Raw genomic sequence first — 20,898 nt, forward strand, 5'->3', positions numbered from 1 at the left:
TTGCAATTCAAACTCTTGACATTTATCCAGAAATGAGAGATGGGTGGATAAAGGTTGCAATGATGTAAATAAAACGCTTTATACATTGCCGGAACCTCATCGCTATCGCACAATGATAAAAGTCACCACTGCAAAGACCCGGCCCAATGAGCAAATCATTACAGAAACCTACCATCCTGCATGTTGAAACCGTGGCGCAATCTCGCCTGTTTAATGTGGAAAGCGTTGACCTGGAGTTCAGCAACGGCGTTCGTCGCGTTTATGAACGTATGAAACCGTCCTCACGTGAAGCGGTCATGATTGTGCCGATTGTCGACGACCATATTATTCTGATTCGTGAATACGCGGTGGGTACCGAATCCTACGAGCTGGGCTTTTCCAAAGGGCTGATTGACCCAGGCGAAACGGTGATGCAGGCGGCAAACCGTGAGCTGAAAGAAGAGGTGGGTTTTGGCGCGCATGAGCTAACGTTTCTGAAAAAACTGAGCATGGCGCCATCCTACTTCTCCAGCAAAATGAACATCGTGGTGGCGGAAAATCTGTATCCAGAATCGCTGCCGGGTGATGAGCCGGAACCGTTGCCGCAGGTACGCTGGCCGCTGGCTAACCTGATGGATCTGCTCGACGATCCTGACTTTAACGAAGCGCGTAACGTCAGCGCGCTGTTCCTGCTACGAGAGTGGCTGAAGGCCCAGGGCAGATTGTCATAAAAAAGGCGCCAGCGGCGCCTTTTTTATTCGTCTGATGGACAGCGGAAATTCCGCCACGACATCAGAACAACTCGTGGGTTTCCCCGTTATCAATCACTTCAGTCCCCACCTCGTGAACCGCCTGTTGTGTCGGCTGCGTTCCGTCAATGAAGTACTCCTGGCGGCTGCTGCCACCGTTGGCAAGCTGCCCGGTGCTGCGGTCGATGTTGACCGTCACCACGCCCGGCGGCGGCGTCAGCGGCTGTTCCGGCACGCCCGCCAGCACCTGTTTCATAAACGCATCCCAGGCTGGCTGCGCGCTCTTCGCGCCGCCTTCGTAACCGGAAATCTGATCTTTGATCGCGCCAGAGGCGGTTGTGCGCCCCAGATCGCGACGATGATCGTCAAAGCCAATCCACACTGAGGTGACCACATCCGGCCCGTAGCCGGAGAACCAGGCATCTTTCGAACTGTTGGTGGTCCCGGTCTTACCGCCGATATCGTGACGACCCAGGTCGCGGCCTGCGCGCCAGCCGGTACCCTGCCAGCCCGGTTCGCCGAAGATGTTGGTATTCAGTGCGCTCTTAATCAGGAATGCCAGCGGGGTGTTAATCACGTGTGGCGCGTACTCCTGGCCGCCGCTCTGAGCCACCAACTGCTGGTTTGCCTGCTCCAGTTCCGGCATTGGAACGGTGGCGTTTTGCGGGGTCTGCGAGATGGCGACGTCTTCCACGTCCTGATTCTCCAGCACGTTCGACTTCGGCGTATCACCGTAGATTACCGGCAGGTTGCACTCGGCACAGGCAATTTTCGGCTTCGCTTCAAACAGCACGCCGCCCTGATCGTTTTCAATTTTGCTGATGTAATAAGGATCAACCAGGAAGCCGCCGTTCGCCATCACCGCGTAGCCACGCGCGACCTGTAGCGGCGTGAACGAGGCGGAACCTAACGCCAGCGATTCGGTATGCACGATGTTTTCCGCCGGGAAGCCAAAACGCTGCAGATATTCTGCCGCATAATCCACGCCCATCGCTCGCATCGCGCGCACCATCACTACGTTCTTCGACTGCCCCAGACCCTGACGCAGGCGAATAGGGCCCGCGTACTCTGCCGGGGAGTTTTTCGGCTGCCAGTCAGAACCGGCGCCGGCATCCCAACGGGAGATAGGCACGTCGTTGAGCATACTGGCCAGCGTTAAGCCTTTATCCATCGCGGCGGTGTAGAGGAAGGGCTTGATGTTGGAACCAACCTGGCGCAGCGCCTGAGTCGCACGGTTGAACTTGCTCTGGTTAAAGTCGAAGCCGCCCACCAGCGCGATGATGGCGCCATTTTTCGGGTTAATCGACACCAGCGCGGAATTGACGTCCGGTACCTGTGCCAGCCACCAGCTGTCGCCGTTCTGGCGTACCCAAATCTGCTGCCCAGCCTGTACCACGTCCGTCACCTTACGCGGGGTTGGGCCCTGCGCGGTGTCGGAACGATAAGGACGCGCCCAGCGCATACCTTCCATGCTTATTGACACCGAGGTACCGTCGGCCAGTTCCACCGTCGCTTCTTGCGGATTCGCGGCTGTCACCACGGCGGGCAACAGCGGGCCGTAAGACGGCAGCGGACGCAGCGAGGCACGAATTTTTTTACTGTCCCAGGGCGTTTCACCCGCTTTCCACAGCACGTTGGCCGGGCCGCGGTAGCCGTGGCGCATATCGTAATCCATCACGTTATTACGCAGCGCCTGTTGGGCCGCCTGCTGATTTTTGCGCGTGATGGTGGTGTAAACACGGTAGCCGTCTTCATAGGCCTGTTCGCCGTATTGTTTCACCATATCCTGACGCACCATCTCGGTGAGATACGGCGCGGAGAAGGCAATTTCCGGCGCGTGATAGTTGGCGTCAATGGCTTCGCTGCGCGCCTGATCGTACTGCGCCTGAGTGATATAGCCTTCACTCAGCATACGCGACAGCACCACGTTGCGACGCGCGGTGGCGCGGTCCAGCGAGTAAAGCGGGTTAAAGGTAGACGGCGCTTTCGGCAGACCGGCAATCACCGCCATTTCACTGAGGCTCAACTGGTCGGCTGGCTTACCGAAGTAAACCTGCGCCGCCGCCCCCACGCCGTAAGCGCGGTAGCCGAGGTAGATCTTGTTCAGGTACAGCTCGAGAATTTCATCTTTGCTCAGCAACTGCTCGATGCGAATAGCCAGGAACGCTTCCTTAATTTTACGCATCAGCGTCTTTTCAGGGCTAAGGAAGAAGTTACGCGCCAGCTGCTGAGTAATGGTACTGGCCCCCTGAGAGGCGTGGCCGTTCACCAGCGCGACGCTGGCCGCACGGAAGATACCAATCGGGTCAATCCCGTGGTGCTCGTAGAAGCGGCTATCTTCGGTGGCAATGAATGCCTTCACCATCTGCGGCGGGATCTGGCTAAGGGTCATCGGAATACGGCGTTTTTCGCCGTACTGTGCGATGAGCTCGCCGTCTGCGCTATAGACCTGCATGGGCACCTGCAGGCGCACGTCTCTGAGCGTAGCGACGTCTGGCAGCTGCGGCTCAATATATTTGTAGAGGCCATAAATCGAGCCTGCTCCCAGCAGAATGCAACAGACTGCAAGGATGAATAAATACTTTACGAACTTCACCGGAGATTTCCCATTGAGTGTCATTTGGGCAGTTTATAAACAAACGCGCGGTAGTATAAAGGCAAGCCTGATTCATTGATATAGCCGTCACCCTGCGGTGACGTAAGGATAATCGTGAAATGGCTTTCAACTGTTGGCAAATGGGTCTGCATATTCAGCAAGATAATATTTTTATCGTTGCTCTCCAGCGCGCCCGTCAGGGCTGGTCGTTGCGCCGCTGGTGGCAACTGCCGCTGGCTTCCTCCGATGACGATGCGCTGTTCGCCGCCCTCTCGCCATGGCGCCGTGAACTTCCCTGGCGGCATGCGGTAAGTATCGCGTTTCCTGCCAATAGAACGTTACAAAAAAGCCTGCCTCGTGCGGCGATCGCATTGCGAGAAAATGAGCAAAACCAGTGGATTGCCAGCGCGATGTCTCAGCAACTGGAGATGCCCGCGCAGGCGCTGTGCTTTGATTACCATCTGGCGGAGCCGCAGGGATGCTGGAACGTCACCGCCGCGCAGCAGCGTGACGTCGCGCGATTACAGCATCTGGCGCGCCGCCTGCGTCTTCAGGTGACGGCGATTACGCCGGATGCCTGTGCGCTGCGATCTTTTATGCCGCTGCAAACGGAAGCGGATACCGTGCTGCTCTGGCGCAGCGACGGGCAGTGGCTGTGGGCCTGCGGGGAGCGGTGGGGAAGCTGTGCGCTGCATGAAGCCGCCATGCTGGGCGAACACCTCGAGATGACCACGCCTCGCCTGGTGTGCTGCACGGCTGAGGAAACGCAATACCCTTACTTTGATCCCTGGAGTGCCGTCACGCAAAAGCAGCCGCCGTTGCCTGCCGGCGGCGACGCGTTTGCGGTGGCGATTGGGCTGGCGATGGTGGCGGTGATGTGATGAACCAGGCCGTTAATTTTCTACCGTGGCGACGGGTGCGATTTTATCGGCAGCTTCGTCGCTGGGGAGCGGGCGTGGCGGCATGCTGGCTGTGTGGCGCGGCTGTGGTGCTGTTCTGCTGGTTAAACGGGCAAGCCGCGCGGACGGTGAATGCTATGCATATTGCTGCGGAGCGGCAGATAGCTCAGCAGCTGGCGTTGCGCGAACGTGCGCAAGCTGAGCGGGCAAAGCAGCAGGCGCTAAACGCACAAAAGCACGCTCGCCGACAAGCAACACAGGCGTGGTCCGCTCGCCTCACGACGTTGGCAGAGGGCATACCTGCTCAGGCGTGGCTGAATGAACTGGATTATCGCGACCGCACGCTGTCGCTCTCGGCAACGCTGACGCGTTTTCCTGCCCTGACGGAGCTTGAACATCGCCTGGAGACCGTGCCCGGTTTTCAGCCCGCGAAGCCGGGAAAAATTCAGCGTGATAGTACCGGGCGCTGGCTGGTGCGCTATCAGCTTAATGAGGAGATAGCGCATGCGACTCCCTGATGGCTGGCGAGCGGTCTCAATGCTGAACGCGCTGCGTATCGCCGGGATAATGGCAGTGTTGGTGGGCATCGGACTGTGTTTTTACAGGATGACGCAGATCAGCCTGACGCTCGAGAAGGAAAGGGAAGCCCGCCAGCGGCAGCATGCGCTGTATGTGGCGGGCTGGCATCGGCTGATGTCTCTGCCTCGGCAGCAGGCAGGCGTGGAGTCGCCCGTCCCTCCCTCCGTCGCGTTCTCTCCGGCGGCGTTCCAGCGGGCCGGGGCCAGACTGGTGAGCTGGCAGCCTTCAGACAAGGGAGGGGAGCTGGTGCTCGATACGCCCTGGCCGCTGGTTGCTGACACCTTTTCACTGCTGGCGGAGCGCGATATGCAGGTGGCGGCGTTTGCTCTGGCTGGGGAAAACGGCACGCTGCGCTTTACCGTTCGACTGGTGCATGACCATGAACCTTAACATCCCACTGGGCATTCTACTTGCGCTTCCGCTGCTATGCGGCCTGCGTGACCCTTTCGCACCGGTCGACGATCCATGCCACAGCGCGCAGCTCAATCTCTGGCGCTTTGGTGGAACGATTGAAGCGGGGGGACGAACGATGGGCATCGTCCAGCGCGATGATGAGACATGGCAACGTCTGGAAAACGACACCCTACTGAAGACCGGGTGGCGTGTAACGGAAATCACGCCGGATGAGCTGACGGTAGACGTTGGAACGGGCTGCGAGCCGCAGCGCTGGCAATGGAAAAGAGAAGGAACGAGCCATCATGAAAAGGATAAGTCTGCTGATACTGCTGCTTCTGCCGCTGCTGAGCCCGGCGAAAAACGTCACGCTGGTGGTGGACGACGTGCCGGTGGCACAGGTGCTGCAAAGCCTGGCCGACCTTGAACAGAAAAACCTGGTGATAGCTCCTGACGTGCAGGGCACGCTCTCGCTTCAGTTGCGTAATCTGCCGTGGAAACAGGCGCTACAGACGGTCATCACCAGCAGCGGGCTGGTGATGACCCAGGAAGGAAGCGTGATCTACGTTTATTCGCAGCGCTGGCGTGAAGAGAAGCAGGCACGAGCGCAGGCGGAACAAACGCGGCGTCAGCAAACGCTGCCGCTGAGCCACAGTAGCATCGTGTTGCACTATGCCGATGCCGCTGAGCTGGCAAAGTCCGGAGGCAAACTCCTGAGTGCGCGTGGGACGCTGACCGTCGACAAACGCACCAACCGCCTGATTGTCCGTGACGATAGTGAACATCTGCCGGCGTTCAGCGCGTGGGCGAAAGAGATGGATATCCCCGTCGGTCAGGTTGAGCTGGCGGCGCATATTGTCACCATTAATGAAACCAGCCTGCGTGAGCTGGGCGTGAAATGGAGTCTTGCCGATGCGGAAGGCACCGTTGGCGCAGGTAAAATCACCACGCTAAGCAGCAATCTTTCGGTGGCTGACGCCACCACGCGCGCCGGGTTCAACATTGGGCGCATTAATGGTCGTCTGCTTGAGCTGGAGCTTTCTGCGTTGGAGCAGAAACAGAAGGTGGATATTATCGCCAGCCCGCGTCTGCTCGCCTCGCACCTCCAGCCTGCCAGCATCAAGCAGGGGAGCGAAATTCCGTATCAGGTGTCGAGTGGGGAAAGCGGCGCGACGTCAGTGGAATTTAAAGAGGCGGTGCTGGGCATGGAGGTGACGCCAACGGTGTTACAGAACGGTCGCGTGCGGCTGAAGCTGCACATCAGCGAAAACATGCCGGGCCAGGTCCTACAACAGGCGGATGGCGAAGTCCTGGCGATTGATAAGCAGGAGATTGAAACGCAGGTGGAAGTAAAAAGCGGTGAGACGCTGGCGCTAGGCGGTATTTTTTCCCAAAAGAATAAAAACGCCAGCGACAGCGTGCCTTTTCTTGGGGATATCCCGTTGTTGGGCCATCTTTTTCGCCGTGACGGTAAGGATAATGAACGACGTGAACTGGTGGTGTTTATCACGCCACGTATTATTTCTGCGCAATAGCAGAGAAGAATCAGGCGAATTTCAGCGGGAAGGCGTGTCCCGAGTTTGACGTGGGGCCAGATTTAGCATACAAGGAGTACCGATTTGAGTGTCAGTACGCACCGCTCCTTCTCCTGTAGTCTGCTGATTTAATCTGTTGCCAAACCAGCCGGAGTATTGAGATAATTTTCAGTCTGACTCTCGCTCTATTGCATAAGAGGTTTCAGTTCATGTCCAGCGACGCGCGATGTTCTGCGGCGCGGATTTATCATTAACGAATAGTCTTAGTAGTACCAAAAAAATGGCAGAGAAACGCAATATCTTTCTGGTTGGGCCCATGGGTGCCGGCAAAAGCACTATTGGGCGCCAGCTGGCTCAACAGCTCAATATGGAATTTTACGATTCTGATCAAGAGATTGAGAAACGAACAGGCGCTGACGTGGGCTGGGTCTTTGATGTCGAAGGCGAAGAAGGTTTCCGTGACCGCGAAGAAAAAATCATCAATGAGTTAACGGAAAAGCAGGGTATTGTTCTGGCGACAGGCGGTGGCTCTGTAAAATCACGTGAAACGCGCAATCGTCTCTCCGCTCGTGGTGTCGTCGTCTACCTGGAAACGACCATTGAAAAACAGCTAGCGCGCACTCAGCGTGACAAAAAACGCCCGCTGCTGCAGGTCGAAACGCCGCCGCGTGAAGTACTCGAGGCGCTGGCTGACGAACGTAATCCGCTGTACGAAGAGATTGCCGACGTCACCATTCGCACTGACGATCAAAGCGCAAAAGTTGTCGCCAACCAGATTATTCATATGCTGGAAAGCAACTAATACTGGCCAGAAAAGTAGAACGCCAGCGAATATAAGTCACTAAGGTGGACGTCGCGTTATGGAGAGGCTTACAGTAACTCTCGGGGAACGTAGTTACCCGATTACCATCGCGGCTGGTTTGTTTAACGATCCAGCTTCCTTCTTACCGCTCAAGTCTGGCGATCAGGTTATGCTGGTCACCAACGAAACGCTGGCACCGCTTTATCTGGACCAGGTTCGAACCGTGCTCGAGCAGGCTGGCGTGAAGGTTGATAGCGTCATTCTGCCGGACGGCGAACAGTATAAAAGCCTGGCTGTGATGGATACCGTCTTCACCGCGCTTCTGCAAAAACCACACGGTCGTGATACCACTCTTGTCGCCCTGGGCGGCGGTGTGATTGGCGACTTAACCGGTTTTGCGGCAGCGAGCTATCAGCGCGGCGTGCGCTTTATCCAGGTGCCTACCACTCTGCTTTCGCAGGTGGACTCTTCGGTTGGCGGCAAAACCGCGGTCAACCATCCTCTCGGCAAAAACATGATTGGCGCATTCTGGCAGCCGGCCTCTGTGGTGGTTGACCTGAATTGCCTGAAAACATTGCCGAAACGTGAACTTTCTTCCGGCCTCGCTGAAGTCATTAAGTACGGCATCATTCTGGATGCCCCGTTCTTTGATTGGCTGGAAAACAACATTGATGCGCTGATGGCGCTGGATGAAAAAGCAATGGCGTACTGTATTCGCCGTTGTTGTGAGCTGAAAGCCGATGTTGTCGCTGCCGACGAGCGCGAAACCGGGTTACGTGCTTTACTCAATCTTGGGCATACGTTTGGCCATGCCATTGAAGCCGAAATGGGCTATGGCAACTGGCTGCACGGCGAGGCCGTGGCGGCGGGTATGGTGATGGCGGCTCATGCCGCTGAGCGACTGGGCCAATTTGACGCTCAGGATACTCAGCGTATCATCGCGCTGCTCAAGCGAGCGGGTCTGCCGGTCGCCGGTCCGCAGGAGATGACGGCGCAAGCCTATCTGCCGCATATGCTGCGAGATAAAAAAGTCCTGGCTGGCGAAATGCGCTTAGTGCTGCCGTTGGCCATCGGGAAAAGTGAGGTACGCGGTGGCGTATCCCACGATGTGGTTCTTGGCGCTATTGCTGATACTCAGCAGGCGCAACTATAAGAAAGGTCTAGCCGCGTTCGCGCGGTGTTTTAACTTCAGGTGATGTGCAATTGTCGTGGCATAAGCCTTTTAGTGGGGTGTTAAATGGATGAATTTAAACCAGAAGACGAGCTGAAACCCGATCCCAGCGATCGTCGCACTGGTCGCTCTCGTCAATCTTCCGATCGTGACAACGAGCCACAGATCAACTTTGATGATGTGGATCTCGATGCGGATGAGCGTCGTCCGTCCCGTAGTCGCAAAGCACGTGAAGAAGTTGAACCGGAAGACGAATACGAGGAATCTGACGAAGCCGACGAGGGTGATGCAGAAGAAGTCGTAGAGCGCCGCCCGCGTAAACGTAAAAATGTCGCACCGCGTAAGCCGGCTTCCCGTCAGTACATCATGATGGGGCTGGGCGTCGTCGTGCTGCTGGTGCTGATCGTCGGCATCGGTTCGGCATTAAAAGCGCCGTCTTCAAACGATCAGAGCGCCTCTGGTGAGAAGAGTATTTCTCTGTCTGGCGGCGATAACGTCGATCAGGCCAATGTCACCCAGAGCCAGCCTGCGCCGGAAGCGAACCCGCAGCAGGACGTTTCGCTGCCGCCAATTTCCTCTACGCCGACCCAGGGCCAGCAAACCGCTACGCCGGACGGACAGCAGCGCGTAGAAGTGCAGGGCGATCTGAATAATGCGCTGACTCAGCAGCAGGGCCAGATTGATAATGCCGTGGTCAATTCCACGCTGCCGACTGAACCTGCGACCGTCGCACCTATCCGTAACGGCGCGCGTCCGGCGGTAACGGCGCCGGAAACCCCGCGCCAGACTGCGACTGCTCCGCGTCCGGAACGTAAGCACACGGTCATCGAAGCCAAACCTCAGCCTGTTGCCCCTGCGAAAACGCAGACGACGACTGCGCAGAGCAAACCAGCTGAAGCGAAGCCGGTTACGACCGCGCCGAAGCAAACTGTGACGGCCGCAGCGCCAACTAAAGCGCCGGCAGCCGAAACGGCGAAACCAGCGGCCAGCACCACTGCTCCTGCTGCTACCGCCGCCGCGACGGCAGCCCCTGCAGCGGCAACCGGTAAGTCCGCAGGTGATGTCGGTTCGTTGAAATCAGCTTCAGGCTCGCACTACACTCTGCAGCTCAGTTCCTCTTCTAACTACGACAACCTGAACGGTTGGGCGAAGAAAGAGAACCTGAAAAACTACGTGGTGTATGAAACCTCTCGTAACGGCCAGCCGTGGTATGTTCTGGTCAGCGGCATCTACGCATCGAAAGATGATGCCAAACGCGCCGTGACCACGCTGCCAGCCGACGTACAGGCGAAAAACCCGTGGGCGAAACCGCTGCATCAGGTTCAATCTGACCTGAAGTAATCGCCGTTTCGTTAGCAACCGCCCCGTTTGTACCATTGGGTATGAGCGGGGCGTAGAAGCGCAGGATGCTGTCGGAGCTTTCTCCACAGCCGGAGAGAGTGTAAGTAGTCAGGCCGCATGAAAAAAAATCGCGCTTTTTTGAAATGGGCAGGGGGGAAGTACCCACTGCTCGATGAAATTCAAGGCCATCTGCCGAAAGGGGATTGCCTGGTTGAACCCTTCGTTGGTGCTGGATCGGTATTCCTGAATACCGATTTTTCGCGTTATATTCTGGCTGATATCAACAGCGACCTCATTGAGCTCTATAAAATCGTTAAAACGCGCGCCGATGAGTACGTTGAGCAGGCGCGGATGCTGTTTGTGCCCGAGAGCAATAACGCTGAGCGCTACTATCAGTACCGCGAAGAGTTTAACGCCAGCACCGACTTGTTCCGTCGCGCGGTGCTGTTTTTGTACCTCAACCGCCACGGCTACAACGGCCTGTGCCGTTATAACTTGCGCGGTGAGTTTAACGTCCCGTTTGGGCGCTATAAGAAACCTTACTTCCCGGAAGCCGAGCTACGCCACTTTGCTGAAAAAGCGCAAAATGCCGAGTTCTACTGCGAGTCTTATGAAGACTGTATGAAGCGCGCCGGGAAGAATGCTGTGGTTTACTGCGATCCGCCGTACGCGCCGCTGTCGGCGACGGCGAATTTTACGGCTTACCACACCAATAGCTTTAGCCTGCAGCAGCAGGAAGTTCTGGCGCAGAAAGCGGAAGAACTGATGGCGAAGCGAATACCGGTGCTTATCTCAAACCACCGTACGCCGCTAACGCTGGAATGGTATAAAAACGCAACGCAGATGCACGTCGTGAAGGTTCGACGCAGCATTAGCCGCAACGGCGGCACGCGTAAAAAGGTGGACGAGTTGCTGGCGCTGTATCGCCTGCCGGATAAAAAACAACGTTAAAGATCCTAATGGATAGGCTCTGAGGAGATGCGGATGAAACAGTACCTGATTGCCCCTTCAATTTTGTCGGCCGACTTTGCCCGCCTGGGAGAAGACACGGCGCGTGCGCTGGCTGCCGGGGCGGATGTGGTTCATTTCGATGTTATGGATAACCATTACGTGCCGAACCTGACCATCGGGCCGATGGTGCTGAAAGCGCTGCGTGACTACGGTATTACCGCCCCTATCGATGTACACCTGATGGTGAAGCCGGTGGACCGTCTGGTTCCGGACTTCGCCGCCGCAGGCGCCAGCATCATCACCTTCCACCCGGAAGCCTCCGAACACGTTGACCGCACGCTGCAGCTGATTAAAGAGCACGGTTGCAAGGCGGGGCTGGTGTTTAACCCGGCCACGCCGCTGAGCTATCTCGACTACGTGATGGATAAGCTGGACGTTATTCTGCTGATGTCGGTGAACCCGGGCTTCGGCGGCCAGTCCTTTATTCCGCATACGCTAGAGAAGCTGCGTGAAGTGCGTCGCCGTATTGATGAATCTGGCTATGACATCCGTCTTGAAGTCGACGGCGGTGTTAAAGTGAACAACATTAGTGAAATCGCGGCGGCGGGAGCGGACATGTTCGTTGCCGGTTCGGCGATTTTTGGCCAACCTGACTACAAAAAAGTCATTGATGAAATGCGCAGTGAGCTGGCAAAGGTAAGTCATGGATAAATTGCAAAGCATTCGCGGCGTCGCGTTTGACCTCGATGGGACGTTAGTCGATAGCGCGCCGGGGCTGACGGCGGCGGTGGATAGCGCGCTGTACGCGCTGGAACTGCCGGTCGCCGGTGAAGACCGCGTGGTCACCTGGATTGGCAACGGTGCCGATGTACTGATGGAACGAGCGCTGAACTGGGCCCGTCAGGAGCGTGCGACTCAGCGTGCGGCGCAGGGCAAACCGTCCGTCGATAGCCACGATATTCCTCAGGATGAGCAGCTTCGCGTGCTGCGTCGCCTGTTCGATCGCTATTATGCTGAATTTGCGGAAGAAGGCAGCTTCCTGTTCCCGCACGTTGCGCAGACGTTGGCCGCGCTGCACGCCAACGGCCTGCCGCTGGCGGTTGTGACCAACAAGCCGACGCCGTTTGTGGCGCCGATTCTGGCGTCGTTGGGCATCGACAGCTACTTCTCCGTGGTGATTGGCGGCGATGATGTGCAAAACAAGAAGCCGCATCCGGAGCCGCTGCTGAAGGTCGCTGAGAAGCTCTCCATTACGCCGCAAGCGCTGCTGTTTGTTGGCGATTCACGCAACGATATTCAGGCCGCAAAAGCGGCGGGCTGCGCCTCCGTCGGCCTGACCTACGGCTATAACTATGGCGAAGCCATCGCGCTCAGCGAGCCGGACGTTGTCTTCGACCACTTTAACCAACTTTTGCCCGCTCTTGGGCTTCCGAACAGTGAAAATCAGGAATCAGAACATGACTAAGCCCATCGTATTTAGCGGCGCACAGCCGTCAGGTGAACTGACCATCGGTAACTACATGGGTGCGCTGCGTCAGTGGGTCAATATGCAAGATGACTATCACTGCATCTACTGCATCGTTGACCAGCACGCGATTACCGTTCGTCAGGATCCGCAGGCGCTGCGTAAAGCCACGCTCGACACCTTAGCGCTGTATCTGGCCTGTGGTATCGACCCGGAGAAAAGCACCATCTTCGTACAGTCTCACGTGCCGGAGCACGCGCAGCTGGGATGGGCGCTGAACTGCTACACCTATTTCGGTGAGCTGAGCCGTATGACTCAGTTCAAAGATAAATCCGCGCGCTATGCGGAAAACATCAACGCCGGTCTGTTCGATTATCCGGTGCTGATGGCGGCAGATATCCTGCTGTATCAAACCAACCAGGTACCGGTAGGCGAAGACCAGAAGCAGCACCTTGAGCTGAGCCGTGATATCGCCCAGCGTTTCAACGCTATCTACGGTGACGTGTTTAAAGTCCCAGAGCCGTTTATTCCGAAGTCCGGCGCACGCGTGATGTCACTGCTTGAACCGACCAAGAAAATGTCCAAGTCCGATGACAACCGCAACAATGTGATTGGCCTGCTGGAAGATCCGAAATCGGTGGTCAAGAAGATCAAACGTGCGATGACCGATTCCGAAGAGCCGCCGGTAATTCGCTATGACCTGAAAGAGAAAGCGGGCGTGTCTAACCTGCTGGATATTCTGTCTGGCGTCACCGGTCAGAGCATCCCAGAGCTGGAGAAACACTTCGAAGGCAAGATGTATGGCCACCTGAAAGGGGAAGTTGCCGAAGCGGTTTCCGGGATGCTGAGCGAGCTGCAGGAGCGCTATAACCGCTACCGCAATGATGAAGCCTTCTTGCAGAAGATCATGAAAGAGGGTGCGGAAAAGGCCAGCGCGCGTGCTTCCGAGACGCTGAAGGCGGTGTACGAAGCGATTGGTTTCGTGAGCAAGCCGTAAGCATAGGGCATACCCGGCGTTGTGTTGTTTGGCCGGGCGAGAGAATAAAAAAACCGGGATTATCCCGGTTTTTTTGTGTTAGTGATTTGAGAACCAGTTTAGCTGTTCGCGTAAGGCCACCACTCGGCCAACGATAATCAGCGCCGGGCTGGCCATCTGCTGCGCCAGCTCGCCGAGCTGTGTCAGCTGACCGTCGACGACACGTTGGTTAACTGCCGTACCGTTCTCCACGATAGCGACCGGCATATCGGCCTGCATGCCGTGTTCAATGAGCTTCTGCTGGATGGTAGTGGCCTGATTCAGCCCCATATAAAACACCAGCGTTTGTTTCTCTGCCGCCAGATTTTCCCAGTCCAGCTCGCCGCCGGTTTTCAGGTGGCCGGTGACCAGACGTACGCTCTGGGCGTAGTCGCGGTGGGTGAGAGGAATGCCAGAGTAGGCCGAGCAGCCGGACGCCGCGGTAATTCCCGGTACGACTGAGAACGGAATACCCGCCTGGCACAGGGTTTCCAGCTCCTCACCGCCACGACCAAAGATAAACGGATCGCCGCCTTTCAGACGTACCACGCGTTTGCCTTGTTGCGCTTCACGCAGCAGGATTTGGTTGATCTCGTCCTGCGGCACGCAGTGATAGCCTGCGCGTTTGCCGACAAATACGCGATCGGCATCGCGGCGCACCAGATTCATAATATCGTCGGAAACCAGACGGTCATACACGACCACGTCCGCCTGTTGGATCTGCTGTAGCCCCTTAAGCGTCAGCAATCCGGCGTCCCCCGGCCCGGCACCGACTAGGACCACTTCACCCCGATGGTCCAGCGGGGTATTCAGTAACTGTTCGGTTTCGTCTTCTACTGCCTTCTGATCCTGGTTCGCCAGCGACTGCGCCAGACGATCGTTCACAAAGAGTTTTTCCCAGAAACGGCGGCGTTCACCCATTGTGGCAAACTGCTTTTTCACCCGCGCGCGCAGCTGGCCGGCATAGTGCGCCACCTGGCCCAGATGTTGAGGTAGCATCGCCTCGAGCTTTTCGCGCAGCAGACGCGCCAGCACCGGGGAAGTGCCGCCGGAGGAGACGGCGACCATCAGCGGCGAGCGGTCAATAATCGATGGCATGATAAAGCTTGCGGCTTTCGGGGCATCGACCACGTTACAGAAAATACGGCGTACTTCCGCTTCGTCGCTCACCTGCTGGTTTACCGCGTCGTCGTCAGTGGCGGCGATCGCGAGCCAGCAAGGATCAAGCAGCGCTGGCTGGAAGTCGCCCTCGACGAGCGTCAGCATCCCCGCATCTGCCCAGACGTGGAACTGCGGAACGTAATCCCGCGCGTTTACCGTCAGGCGCGCGCCCGCGTCCAGCAGCAGACGTGCCTTGCGCTCGGCAACATCGCCGCCGCCGACCAGCAAACAGTCGCGATCGCGCAGTTGGCAAAAGATGGGTAAGTGATCCACGGGGCAACCTCACGGAATTAACAATAGAAATGCGGGGAATGAATAATGCGGGTAAGGATAACAGCAGACATCGTATGGAATACACGATTTTTCCTGCTGTTACCCCGTTAAGGTCATAAGTTTTTGCTATTACTTATGCCGAAAACGATCAGGCCTTTAGCTGTACCAGACCGTCTTTGACGCGCACGTCGTAATGGGCGACGGAATGGCTTTCGTCTTCCATGCACAGGCCGTCACGCAGGCGGAAGCGCTGCTTTTTCAGCGGGCTGGCGACCCACAGTTCGCCCTGGTGTTCGGCAATCAGGCCGCGGGACAGCACGCTCGACTCGAAGAAAGGGTCGATGTTGCTGATGGCGAACACCTGATTATCGGCGTAGGGGCGGAACACCGCCACCTGCTGGTCGCCCAGCAGGGCGCAGACGCCGGTGGCTGGCACAATCGCGTCAATCTTGCAGATATTTACCCACTGGCTCATGCGTTTTCCTCCACCAGAGTTACCGGAATGCGTTCGTACGGCGTGGCCGGGCGGTGCTGGGCACGTTCAGGAACCACCTGCACGTTCGGGTCACGCTGCTCGCTGTTGATAAAGTGTTTGAAACGAACCTGAGCGGCCGGGTCGTTGACCGTTTCGGTCCATTCACAGGCAAACGCGTCGCGCAGGCGAGCGATCTCTTCTTCCAGATGCTCGTTCAGGCCCAGCTTGTCGTCGATGATCACGGAACGCAGGTAGTCGATACCGCCTTCCATGTTATCCAGCCACGGCGCGGTACGCGTCAGCTTATCGGCGGTGCGGATGTAGAACATCATAAAGCGGTCGAGGTACTTGATCAGCGTGTCGCGATCGAGGTCCGCCGCCAGCAGATCCGCGTGGCGCGGTTTCATGCCGCCGTTGCCGCAGACGTACAGGTTCCAGCCTTTTTCTGTCGCGATAATGCCAACGTCTTTGCCCTGCGCTTCCGCACACTCGCGGGTACAGCCGGAGACGCCAAACTTCATCTTGTGCGGCGTACGGATGCCCTTGTAGCGGTTTTCCAGCTCAACGCCGAAGCCGACGCTGTCGCCGACGCCGTAACGGCACCAGGTGCTGCCTACGCAGGTTTTCGCCATACGCAGCGCTTTGGCATACGCGTGACCGGTTGCAAAACCGGCTTCAATCAGCTGACGCCAGATTTCCGGCAGGTCATCTTTCTGCGCGCCGAACAGGCCGATACGCTGGGAACCGGTGATTTTGGTGTACAGGTTGAATTCACGCGCGATACGGCCCACAGCTACCAGACCTTCCGGGGTGATTTCACCGCCCGCAGAGCGCGGAATAACGGAATAGGTGCCGTCTTTCTGGATATTGGCCAGGAAGTTGTCGTTGGTGTCCTGCAGCGGCGTATGCTGCGGCTTCAGGATGTATTCATTCCAGCAGGAGGCCAGCAGGGAACCGACGGTTGGTTTACACACTTCACAACCGTAGCCTTTGCCGTATTTCGCCAGCAGTTCGTCGAAGGTTTTGATACCTTCTACACGAATCAGGTGATACAGCTCCTGACGGGTAAACGCGAAGTGTTCACAGAGGCTGTTGTTCACTTCGATGCCCTGTTTCGCCAGTTCGGCGTTGAGCACCTGGGTGACCAGCGGGATACAGCCGCCGCAGCCGGTACCGGCTTTGGTTTCGGCTTTCAGCGCCGCGACGGTATGGCAGCCTTTGTTGATGGCGGCGACCAGGTCGCCTTTGGTGACGTCAAAGCAGGAGCAGATTTGCGCGCTGTCCGGCAGTTTATCCACGCCGATAGACGGCTTACCGCCGCTGGCATGCGCGGGCAGAATCAGCGCGTCCGGGTTTTCCGGCAGCTCAATCGCGTTCAGCGCCAGTTGCAGCAGGTTGCCAAAGTCGCTGGTGTCGCCCACCAGAACCGCGCCGAGCAGCGTTTTGTTATCCTTGCTGACGATCAGGCGTTTGTAGACCTCTTTGCTTTCATCGAGATACACGTAGCTGCGTGCGCCCGGCGTACGGCCATGCGCATCGCCAATGCCGCCCACGTCAACGCCCAGCAGCTTCAGCTTGGCGCTCATATCTGCGCCCTGGAAGCTGTTTTCGCTGCCGAGGATGTGGTCAACGGCAACCTGAGCCATTTTGTAGCCCGGTGCAACCAGACCGTAGACGCGGTTTTTCCAGCTGGCGCATTCGCCGATAGCGTAGATATCCGGGTCGGAGGTCTGGCAGCGGTCGTTAATCATGATCCCGCCGCGCTGGGCGACTTCCAGACCGCACTGGGTAGCCAGTTTGTCACGCGGGCGAATACCGGTGGAGAAAACGATAAAGTCGACTTCCAGCTGGCTGCCGTCAGCGAAACGCATGGTTTTACGCGCGTTTTCGCCTTCCTGAACGATCTCTTTGGTGTTTTTGCTGGTGTGAACCTTCACGCCCATGCTTTCGATTTTGCGCTTCAGCTGCTCGCCGCCCATCTGGTCGAGCTGTTCGGCCATCAGCATCGGAGCGAATTCGATCACGTGAGTTTCGACGCCGAGATTTTTCAGCGCGCCAGCCGCTTCGAGGCCAAGCAGGCCGCCGCCCACTACCGCGCCGCGTTTGCTACGGCGCGCGCAGGATTCAATGGCGTTAAGATCTTCAATCGTACGGTAAACGAAGCAGTCCTGAGTTTCAGACCCTTTGATAGGCGGGATCCACGGGTAGGAGCCGGTTGCCATAATCAGTTTGTCATAAAAAACGGTACGACCCGCGCTGGAATGGATCACCTTCTCTTTACGGTTGATGGTGATGGCGCGCTCGCCGACCAGCACCTTCACGCCGTGCTTCTCATAGAAGCCTTCGCGCACCAGCGACAGCTCTTCCGCCGTGTGGTGTGAGAAGTAGGAAGAGAGGTGTACGCGGTCGTAGGCGATGCGGGGTTCTTCACAGAAGACGGTAATATCAAACTGGCTGGCGTCGGCTTTATCGAGAAGATCCTCGATAAAGCGGTGGCCGACCATGCCATTACCGATAATTGCGAGTCTGACTTTGCTCATTTTTGCCTCGATTTCTATTCTAATACTGCCTACCTTAACGATTCAGCTAGTGGGATTATTGATTCAAATCAATTTAGCCTTTGCCTACCCCTTAATGAGTAGGGTGATGATTTTTAAGTGTTTTTGTAAGTTGCGGAAAATACTCAACTTTATTTGCTGTTTGTTTTTTGTGCGGAAAGGGTAAATAAACGGCGATTTGGCAGGCGCGGAAAACGAGGACAAGAAGCGCCCCTTTTCATGGTGAAAAGGGGCGAAGCGGATTAGTGAGAGGCTGACGCCGCGTGCTGGCGATGACGGCTCACAAAGCCGAGGATCAGACACATGACGAACACCACGGCGTACAGACCGTTTGCGGTCGTCAACGCCGCCAGCGGGCCGCTATGGGCAACGATAGGCCCGGTAACCACGAAGGTCAGCATGGTGCCGATGGTGCCGCAGGTCAGCACAAAGTTAACCAGTTTTGGTGAGGCGATTTTGGTCTGCAGGGAGCCCAGCGTAATAATTGAGGTGTAGATAGCGCTGGAGAAGAAGCCCAGAGTCAGGATAAACCATGCCAGGTGCTGCGGTTCGCCGTGGTTGAACAGGTACATCATCACGGTGGCAATACCGGCCAGCACGGTCAGGATGCGCTGCAGATCGAAGAAACGCAGGATAAAGCTGAAGGCCCACATACCAAACATGTAAGACATCCAGAAGTCGCTGACCAGTTTGCCGGCATCGTTCAGGCTCATGCCCAGGCCTTTGGCGTATTCAGGTACCCAGGAGATAAAGCCCAGCTGGCCGAGGATGTAGCACAGCGCGGCGATGGACAGGAACAGCACGCCAATGCCCCACTTCTCTTTCACGATAGGCTGGTCGTTGTTCTGCGCTTTTTTACCCAGAACCGGGAAGTCGCAGCCGAGGGTCAGCACGAAGATGGCCACGTAGATCAGGCCAATGCAGGCGTATACCCAGTACCACTCAATGGTACGGGCCAGCAGCCAGGCGGCGAGCATTGGGAAGATCATCCCCGCCATGCTGAAGAAGGAGTCGGTAAACAGCAGACGCGCGCCGCGCTGACGCCCTTCATACATGTGGGTGATAAGGAAGGTACCAATCGACATGGTGATCCCGCTGACCAGCCCCAGTACGAACATGGCGGCGGAGAACAGCGCCAGGCTATGGCTGGTCATCAGACCAATGACCGCCAGCACCATCAGGATAAAGCCAAAACGCAGCTGCGTTTTCAGCGGAACGATTTCCATCAACCAGGCGTTGAGGAAAATCGAGATCAGGATCCCAGCGTTCAGGAAGGTAAAGGTGTTACTCATGCTGGAAACGGGCAGATTGAAGTAATCGGCGATGTTTCCCATCACCATCCCGGTGACGATCACCAACGCACCGGTAAGGGCGTAGGAGAAGAAGCTGATCCATGTGAGCTTGATACGATTGCTGTTAGTCATGACTGGCCTGTGAATAGTTGTGTAAAGCGCGTTGACACTGCGCTGAGCGGGCAGATTTTAGTCACTGAGGTGATGTATTCATAGTTTTATTACGCAAACGTTGGCGTATTACACTTTTCATTGTGATCTGGATCACAAAATCAAGCTCGTGAATTCTTACCCTGCTCATTATGAGCGTTACATCCGCGTAAACTTTGGTAAAGCACTGGCCTGAGGGGCTATCCCTCTTTAGAATCAAGCCACTCGCTTTCTCTACTGCACCTGTTAAAGGAATTCTCATGCTCAAATCAACTCTGGCGGCCGTGGCGGCTGTTTTTGCTCTCTCGGCGATGGCTCCTGCGGCTTTTGCAGCCACTACGAATCCGCACGTGCTGCTGACCACCTCCGCAGGCAATATCGAGCTGCAGCTGGATAGCCAGAAAGCGCCGGTTTCCGTTGAAAACTTCCTGAACTACGTTAATAGCGGTTTCTATAACAACACCACCTTCCACCGCGTGATCCCGGGCTTTATGGTTCAGGGCGGCGGCTTTAACGAGCAGATGCAGCAGAAGCAGCCTAACGCGCCGATCAAAAACGAAGCCGACAACGGCCTGCGTAACACCCGTGGCACCATCGCGATGGCGCGTACCGCGGATAAAGATAGCGCAACCAGCCAGTTCTTCATTAACGTGGCCGACAATGCCTTCCTTGACCACGGCCAGCGTGATTTTGGCTACGCGGTATTTGGTAAAGTGGTGAAGGGCATGGACGTGGCAGATAAAATCTCCCAGGTGCCGAGCCACAACGTTGGGCCGTACCAGAATGTGCCGACCAAACCGATTGTGATCCTGTCGGCGAAGGTGCTGCCGTAAGTCAGGCCGGGCGGCGTCAGGCATGAGGCTGCCGCCCGTATCGCTAAAGCACTCCACACTCGGTAGAATGGCGGCAGATAAATGACCGGAGCCGCCATGATCCTGCTGATTGATAATTACGATTCCTTTACCTGGAACCTCTACCAGTATTTTTGCGAACTGGGGGCCAGCGTGGTGGTCAGACGTAACGATGACATCACCCTTGATGACATCGAGCAGCTGGCGCCTGAAAAAATCGTGATCTCACCCGGCCCCTGCACGCCGGACGATGCCGGTATCTCTCTTGATGTCATCCGCCACTACGCGGGCATCCTTCCTATCCTCGGTGTTTGCTTAGGCCATCAGGCCATCGCGCAGGCGTTTGGCGCGCGTATCGTTCGCGCACAGCAGGTCATGCACGGCAAAACGTCGCCAATTACCCATCAGCAGCAGGGCGTTTTTCGTGGTTTGAATAACCCGTTGACCGTGACCCGCTATCACTCTTTGCTGATTGATCCCGATACGCTGGCCGACTGCTTTGAGGTCACCGCCCGCAGTGAAAGCGGGGAAATCATGGGCATTCGTCATCGCGAGTGGGATCTGGAAGGCGTTCAGTTCCATCCGGAAAGCATTCTTAGCGAACAAGGGCACCAGCTACTGGCCAACTTTCTCCAGCGATAGTAGTTGCTATGATGTGATTTT

At 56.7% G+C, this 20,898-nt stretch carries 20 protein-coding genes; 15 read left to right on the forward strand and 5 right to left on the reverse strand.

From position 1 onward, the window contains the following. Nucleotides 1-146: 146 nt before the first annotated feature. A complete protein-coding gene (gene nudE, locus ACW14G_RS08055) occupies nt 147-710 on the forward strand; it encodes an ADP compounds hydrolase NudE (protein ID WP_064541497.1) in 564 nt (187 codons plus the stop codon). Nucleotides 711-771: 61 nt separating this feature from the next. Here nudE and mrcA read toward each other — a convergent pair whose 3' ends face one another. Then, complete coding sequence (gene mrcA, locus ACW14G_RS08060; protein WP_455648555.1) at nt 772-3,324, reverse strand: peptidoglycan glycosyltransferase/peptidoglycan DD-transpeptidase MrcA; 2,553 nt, start codon at nt 3,322-3,324, stop codon at nt 772-774. A 119-nt stretch (nt 3,325-3,443) separates the two neighbouring features. On the opposite strand from mrcA, the gene ACW14G_RS08065 reads away from it, so the two are divergent. From ACW14G_RS08065 to trpS, 12 genes are all read left to right on the forward strand, one after another. Beyond that, entirely contained in the window at nt 3,444-4,205 is a 762-nt protein-coding gene (locus tag ACW14G_RS08065) for a pilus assembly protein (protein WP_249022660.1), read from the forward strand. Continuing rightward, complete coding sequence (locus ACW14G_RS08070; RefSeq protein ID WP_249022661.1) at nt 4,205-4,741, forward strand: PilN domain-containing protein; 537 nt, start codon at nt 4,205-4,207, stop codon at nt 4,739-4,741. Before ACW14G_RS08065 ends, ACW14G_RS08070 begins: the two co-directional genes overlap by 1 nt. Then, a complete protein-coding gene (locus tag ACW14G_RS08075) occupies nt 4,728-5,192 on the forward strand; it encodes a HofO family protein (RefSeq protein ID WP_167574912.1) in 465 nt (154 codons plus the stop codon). Before ACW14G_RS08070 ends, ACW14G_RS08075 begins: the two co-directional genes overlap by 14 nt. Further along, a complete protein-coding gene (locus ACW14G_RS08080; protein WP_223803757.1) occupies nt 5,182-5,622 on the forward strand; it encodes a HofP DNA utilization family protein in 441 nt (146 codons plus the stop codon). Before ACW14G_RS08075 ends, ACW14G_RS08080 begins: the two co-directional genes overlap by 11 nt. Further along, entirely contained in the window at nt 5,510-6,730 is a 1,221-nt protein-coding gene (gene hofQ, locus ACW14G_RS08085; protein ID WP_223882165.1) for a DNA uptake porin HofQ, read from the forward strand. The genes ACW14G_RS08080 and hofQ overlap by 113 nt, the downstream gene beginning before the upstream one ends. Before the next feature lie 280 nt (nt 6,731-7,010). Then, a complete protein-coding gene (aroK, locus tag ACW14G_RS08090; RefSeq protein WP_035892101.1) occupies nt 7,011-7,532 on the forward strand; it encodes a shikimate kinase AroK in 522 nt (173 codons plus the stop codon). A gap of 58 nt (nt 7,533-7,590) precedes the next feature. Continuing rightward, nucleotides 7,591-8,685, forward strand: a complete 1,095-nt coding sequence (gene aroB, locus ACW14G_RS08095) for a 3-dehydroquinate synthase (RefSeq protein ID WP_163446694.1) — start codon at nt 7,591-7,593, stop codon at nt 8,683-8,685. A gap of 84 nt (nt 8,686-8,769) precedes the next feature. Beyond that, nucleotides 8,770-10,044 carry a cell division protein DamX gene (gene damX / locus ACW14G_RS08100; RefSeq protein WP_249022662.1) on the forward strand — a complete coding sequence of 425 codons (1,275 nt, stop codon included), beginning with the start codon at nt 8,770-8,772 and terminating at the stop codon, nt 10,042-10,044. Between the two features lie 117 nt (nt 10,045-10,161). Beyond that, on the forward strand, nt 10,162-10,995 hold the full coding sequence (gene dam / locus ACW14G_RS08105; protein ID WP_163446690.1) for an adenine-specific DNA-methyltransferase: 834 nt from the start codon (nt 10,162-10,164) through the stop codon (nt 10,993-10,995). Between the two features lie 33 nt (nt 10,996-11,028). Next, on the forward strand, nt 11,029-11,706 hold the full coding sequence (gene rpe / locus ACW14G_RS08110) for a ribulose-phosphate 3-epimerase (protein ID WP_163446688.1): 678 nt from the start codon (nt 11,029-11,031) through the stop codon (nt 11,704-11,706). Beyond that, complete coding sequence (gph, locus tag ACW14G_RS08115; RefSeq protein WP_163446686.1) at nt 11,699-12,460, forward strand: phosphoglycolate phosphatase; 762 nt, start codon at nt 11,699-11,701, stop codon at nt 12,458-12,460. Before rpe ends, gph begins: the two co-directional genes overlap by 8 nt. After that, a complete protein-coding gene (trpS, locus tag ACW14G_RS08120; RefSeq protein WP_163446684.1) occupies nt 12,453-13,457 on the forward strand; it encodes a tryptophan--tRNA ligase in 1,005 nt (334 codons plus the stop codon). The genes gph and trpS overlap by 8 nt, the downstream gene beginning before the upstream one ends. A 78-nt stretch (nt 13,458-13,535) precedes the next feature. On the opposite strand, the gene cysG is transcribed toward trpS, so the two are convergent. The 4 genes from cysG to tsgA all read right to left on the reverse strand — a co-directional run bounded on the left by cysG (nt 13,536) and on the right by tsgA (nt 19,366). Continuing rightward, nucleotides 13,536-14,909, reverse strand: coding sequence for a siroheme synthase CysG (gene cysG / locus ACW14G_RS08125; protein ID WP_163446682.1), 1,374 nt, complete (start codon nt 14,907-14,909; stop codon nt 13,536-13,538). Between the two features lie 148 nt (nt 14,910-15,057). Next, nucleotides 15,058-15,384 (reverse strand): nitrite reductase small subunit NirD, encoded by a 327-nt coding sequence (nirD, locus tag ACW14G_RS08130; RefSeq protein ID WP_163446680.1) that lies wholly within the window; start codon nt 15,382-15,384, stop codon nt 15,058-15,060. Next, entirely contained in the window at nt 15,381-17,924 is a 2,544-nt protein-coding gene (gene nirB, locus ACW14G_RS08135; protein WP_455648556.1) for a nitrite reductase large subunit NirB, read from the reverse strand. Before nirB ends, nirD begins: the two co-directional genes overlap by 4 nt. A 260-nt stretch (nt 17,925-18,184) precedes the next feature. Further along, nucleotides 18,185-19,366 (reverse strand): MFS transporter TsgA, encoded by a 1,182-nt coding sequence (tsgA, locus tag ACW14G_RS08140; RefSeq protein WP_223803761.1) that lies wholly within the window; start codon nt 19,364-19,366, stop codon nt 18,185-18,187. A gap of 278 nt (nt 19,367-19,644) precedes the next feature. Between tsgA and ppiA the strand changes: the two genes are divergently transcribed. Continuing rightward, nucleotides 19,645-20,217, forward strand: coding sequence for a peptidylprolyl isomerase A (gene ppiA, locus ACW14G_RS08145; RefSeq protein ID WP_163446674.1), 573 nt, complete (start codon nt 19,645-19,647; stop codon nt 20,215-20,217). A gap of 96 nt (nt 20,218-20,313) precedes the next feature. Then, on the forward strand, nt 20,314-20,877 hold the full coding sequence (pabA, locus tag ACW14G_RS08150) for an aminodeoxychorismate synthase component 2 (protein WP_167577235.1): 564 nt from the start codon (nt 20,314-20,316) through the stop codon (nt 20,875-20,877). The last annotated feature ends 21 nt before the right edge of the window (nt 20,878-20,898 follow it).

This window comes from Kluyvera sp. (assembly GCF_965301105.1).

Bases quoted from the DNA above. Each gene is read 5' to 3' on its own strand.
- ACW14G_RS08080 (WP_223803757.1), top strand. From the start codon at position 5,182: ATGAACCTTAACATCCCACTGGGCATTCTACTTGCGCTTCCGCTGCTA.
- trpS (WP_163446684.1), top strand. From the start codon at position 12,453: ATGACTAAGCCCATCGTATTTAGCGGCGCACAGCCGTCAGGTGAACTG.
- dam (WP_163446690.1), top strand. From the start codon at position 10,162: ATGAAAAAAAATCGCGCTTTTTTGAAATGGGCAGGGGGGAAGTACCCA.
- tsgA (WP_223803761.1), bottom strand. From the start codon at position 19,366: ATGACTAACAGCAATCGTATCAAGCTCACATGGATCAGCTTCTTCTCC.
- aroB (WP_163446694.1), top strand. From the start codon at position 7,591: ATGGAGAGGCTTACAGTAACTCTCGGGGAACGTAGTTACCCGATTACC.
- rpe (WP_163446688.1), top strand. From the start codon at position 11,029: ATGAAACAGTACCTGATTGCCCCTTCAATTTTGTCGGCCGACTTTGCC.
- damX (WP_249022662.1), top strand. From the start codon at position 8,770: ATGGATGAATTTAAACCAGAAGACGAGCTGAAACCCGATCCCAGCGAT.
- pabA (WP_167577235.1), top strand. From the start codon at position 20,314: ATGATCCTGCTGATTGATAATTACGATTCCTTTACCTGGAACCTCTAC.
- nirB (WP_455648556.1), bottom strand. From the start codon at position 17,924: ATGAGCAAAGTCAGACTCGCAATTATCGGTAATGGCATGGTCGGCCAC.
- ACW14G_RS08065 (WP_249022660.1), top strand. From the start codon at position 3,444: ATGGCTTTCAACTGTTGGCAAATGGGTCTGCATATTCAGCAAGATAAT.
- ACW14G_RS08070 (WP_249022661.1), top strand. From the start codon at position 4,205: ATGAACCAGGCCGTTAATTTTCTACCGTGGCGACGGGTGCGATTTTAT.
- gph (WP_163446686.1), top strand. From the start codon at position 11,699: ATGGATAAATTGCAAAGCATTCGCGGCGTCGCGTTTGACCTCGATGGG.
- ACW14G_RS08075 (WP_167574912.1), top strand. From the start codon at position 4,728: ATGCGACTCCCTGATGGCTGGCGAGCGGTCTCAATGCTGAACGCGCTG.
- ppiA (WP_163446674.1), top strand. From the start codon at position 19,645: ATGCTCAAATCAACTCTGGCGGCCGTGGCGGCTGTTTTTGCTCTCTCG.
- aroK (WP_035892101.1), top strand. From the start codon at position 7,011: ATGGCAGAGAAACGCAATATCTTTCTGGTTGGGCCCATGGGTGCCGGC.
- nudE (WP_064541497.1), top strand. From the start codon at position 147: ATGAGCAAATCATTACAGAAACCTACCATCCTGCATGTTGAAACCGTG.
- nirD (WP_163446680.1), bottom strand. From the start codon at position 15,384: ATGAGCCAGTGGGTAAATATCTGCAAGATTGACGCGATTGTGCCAGCC.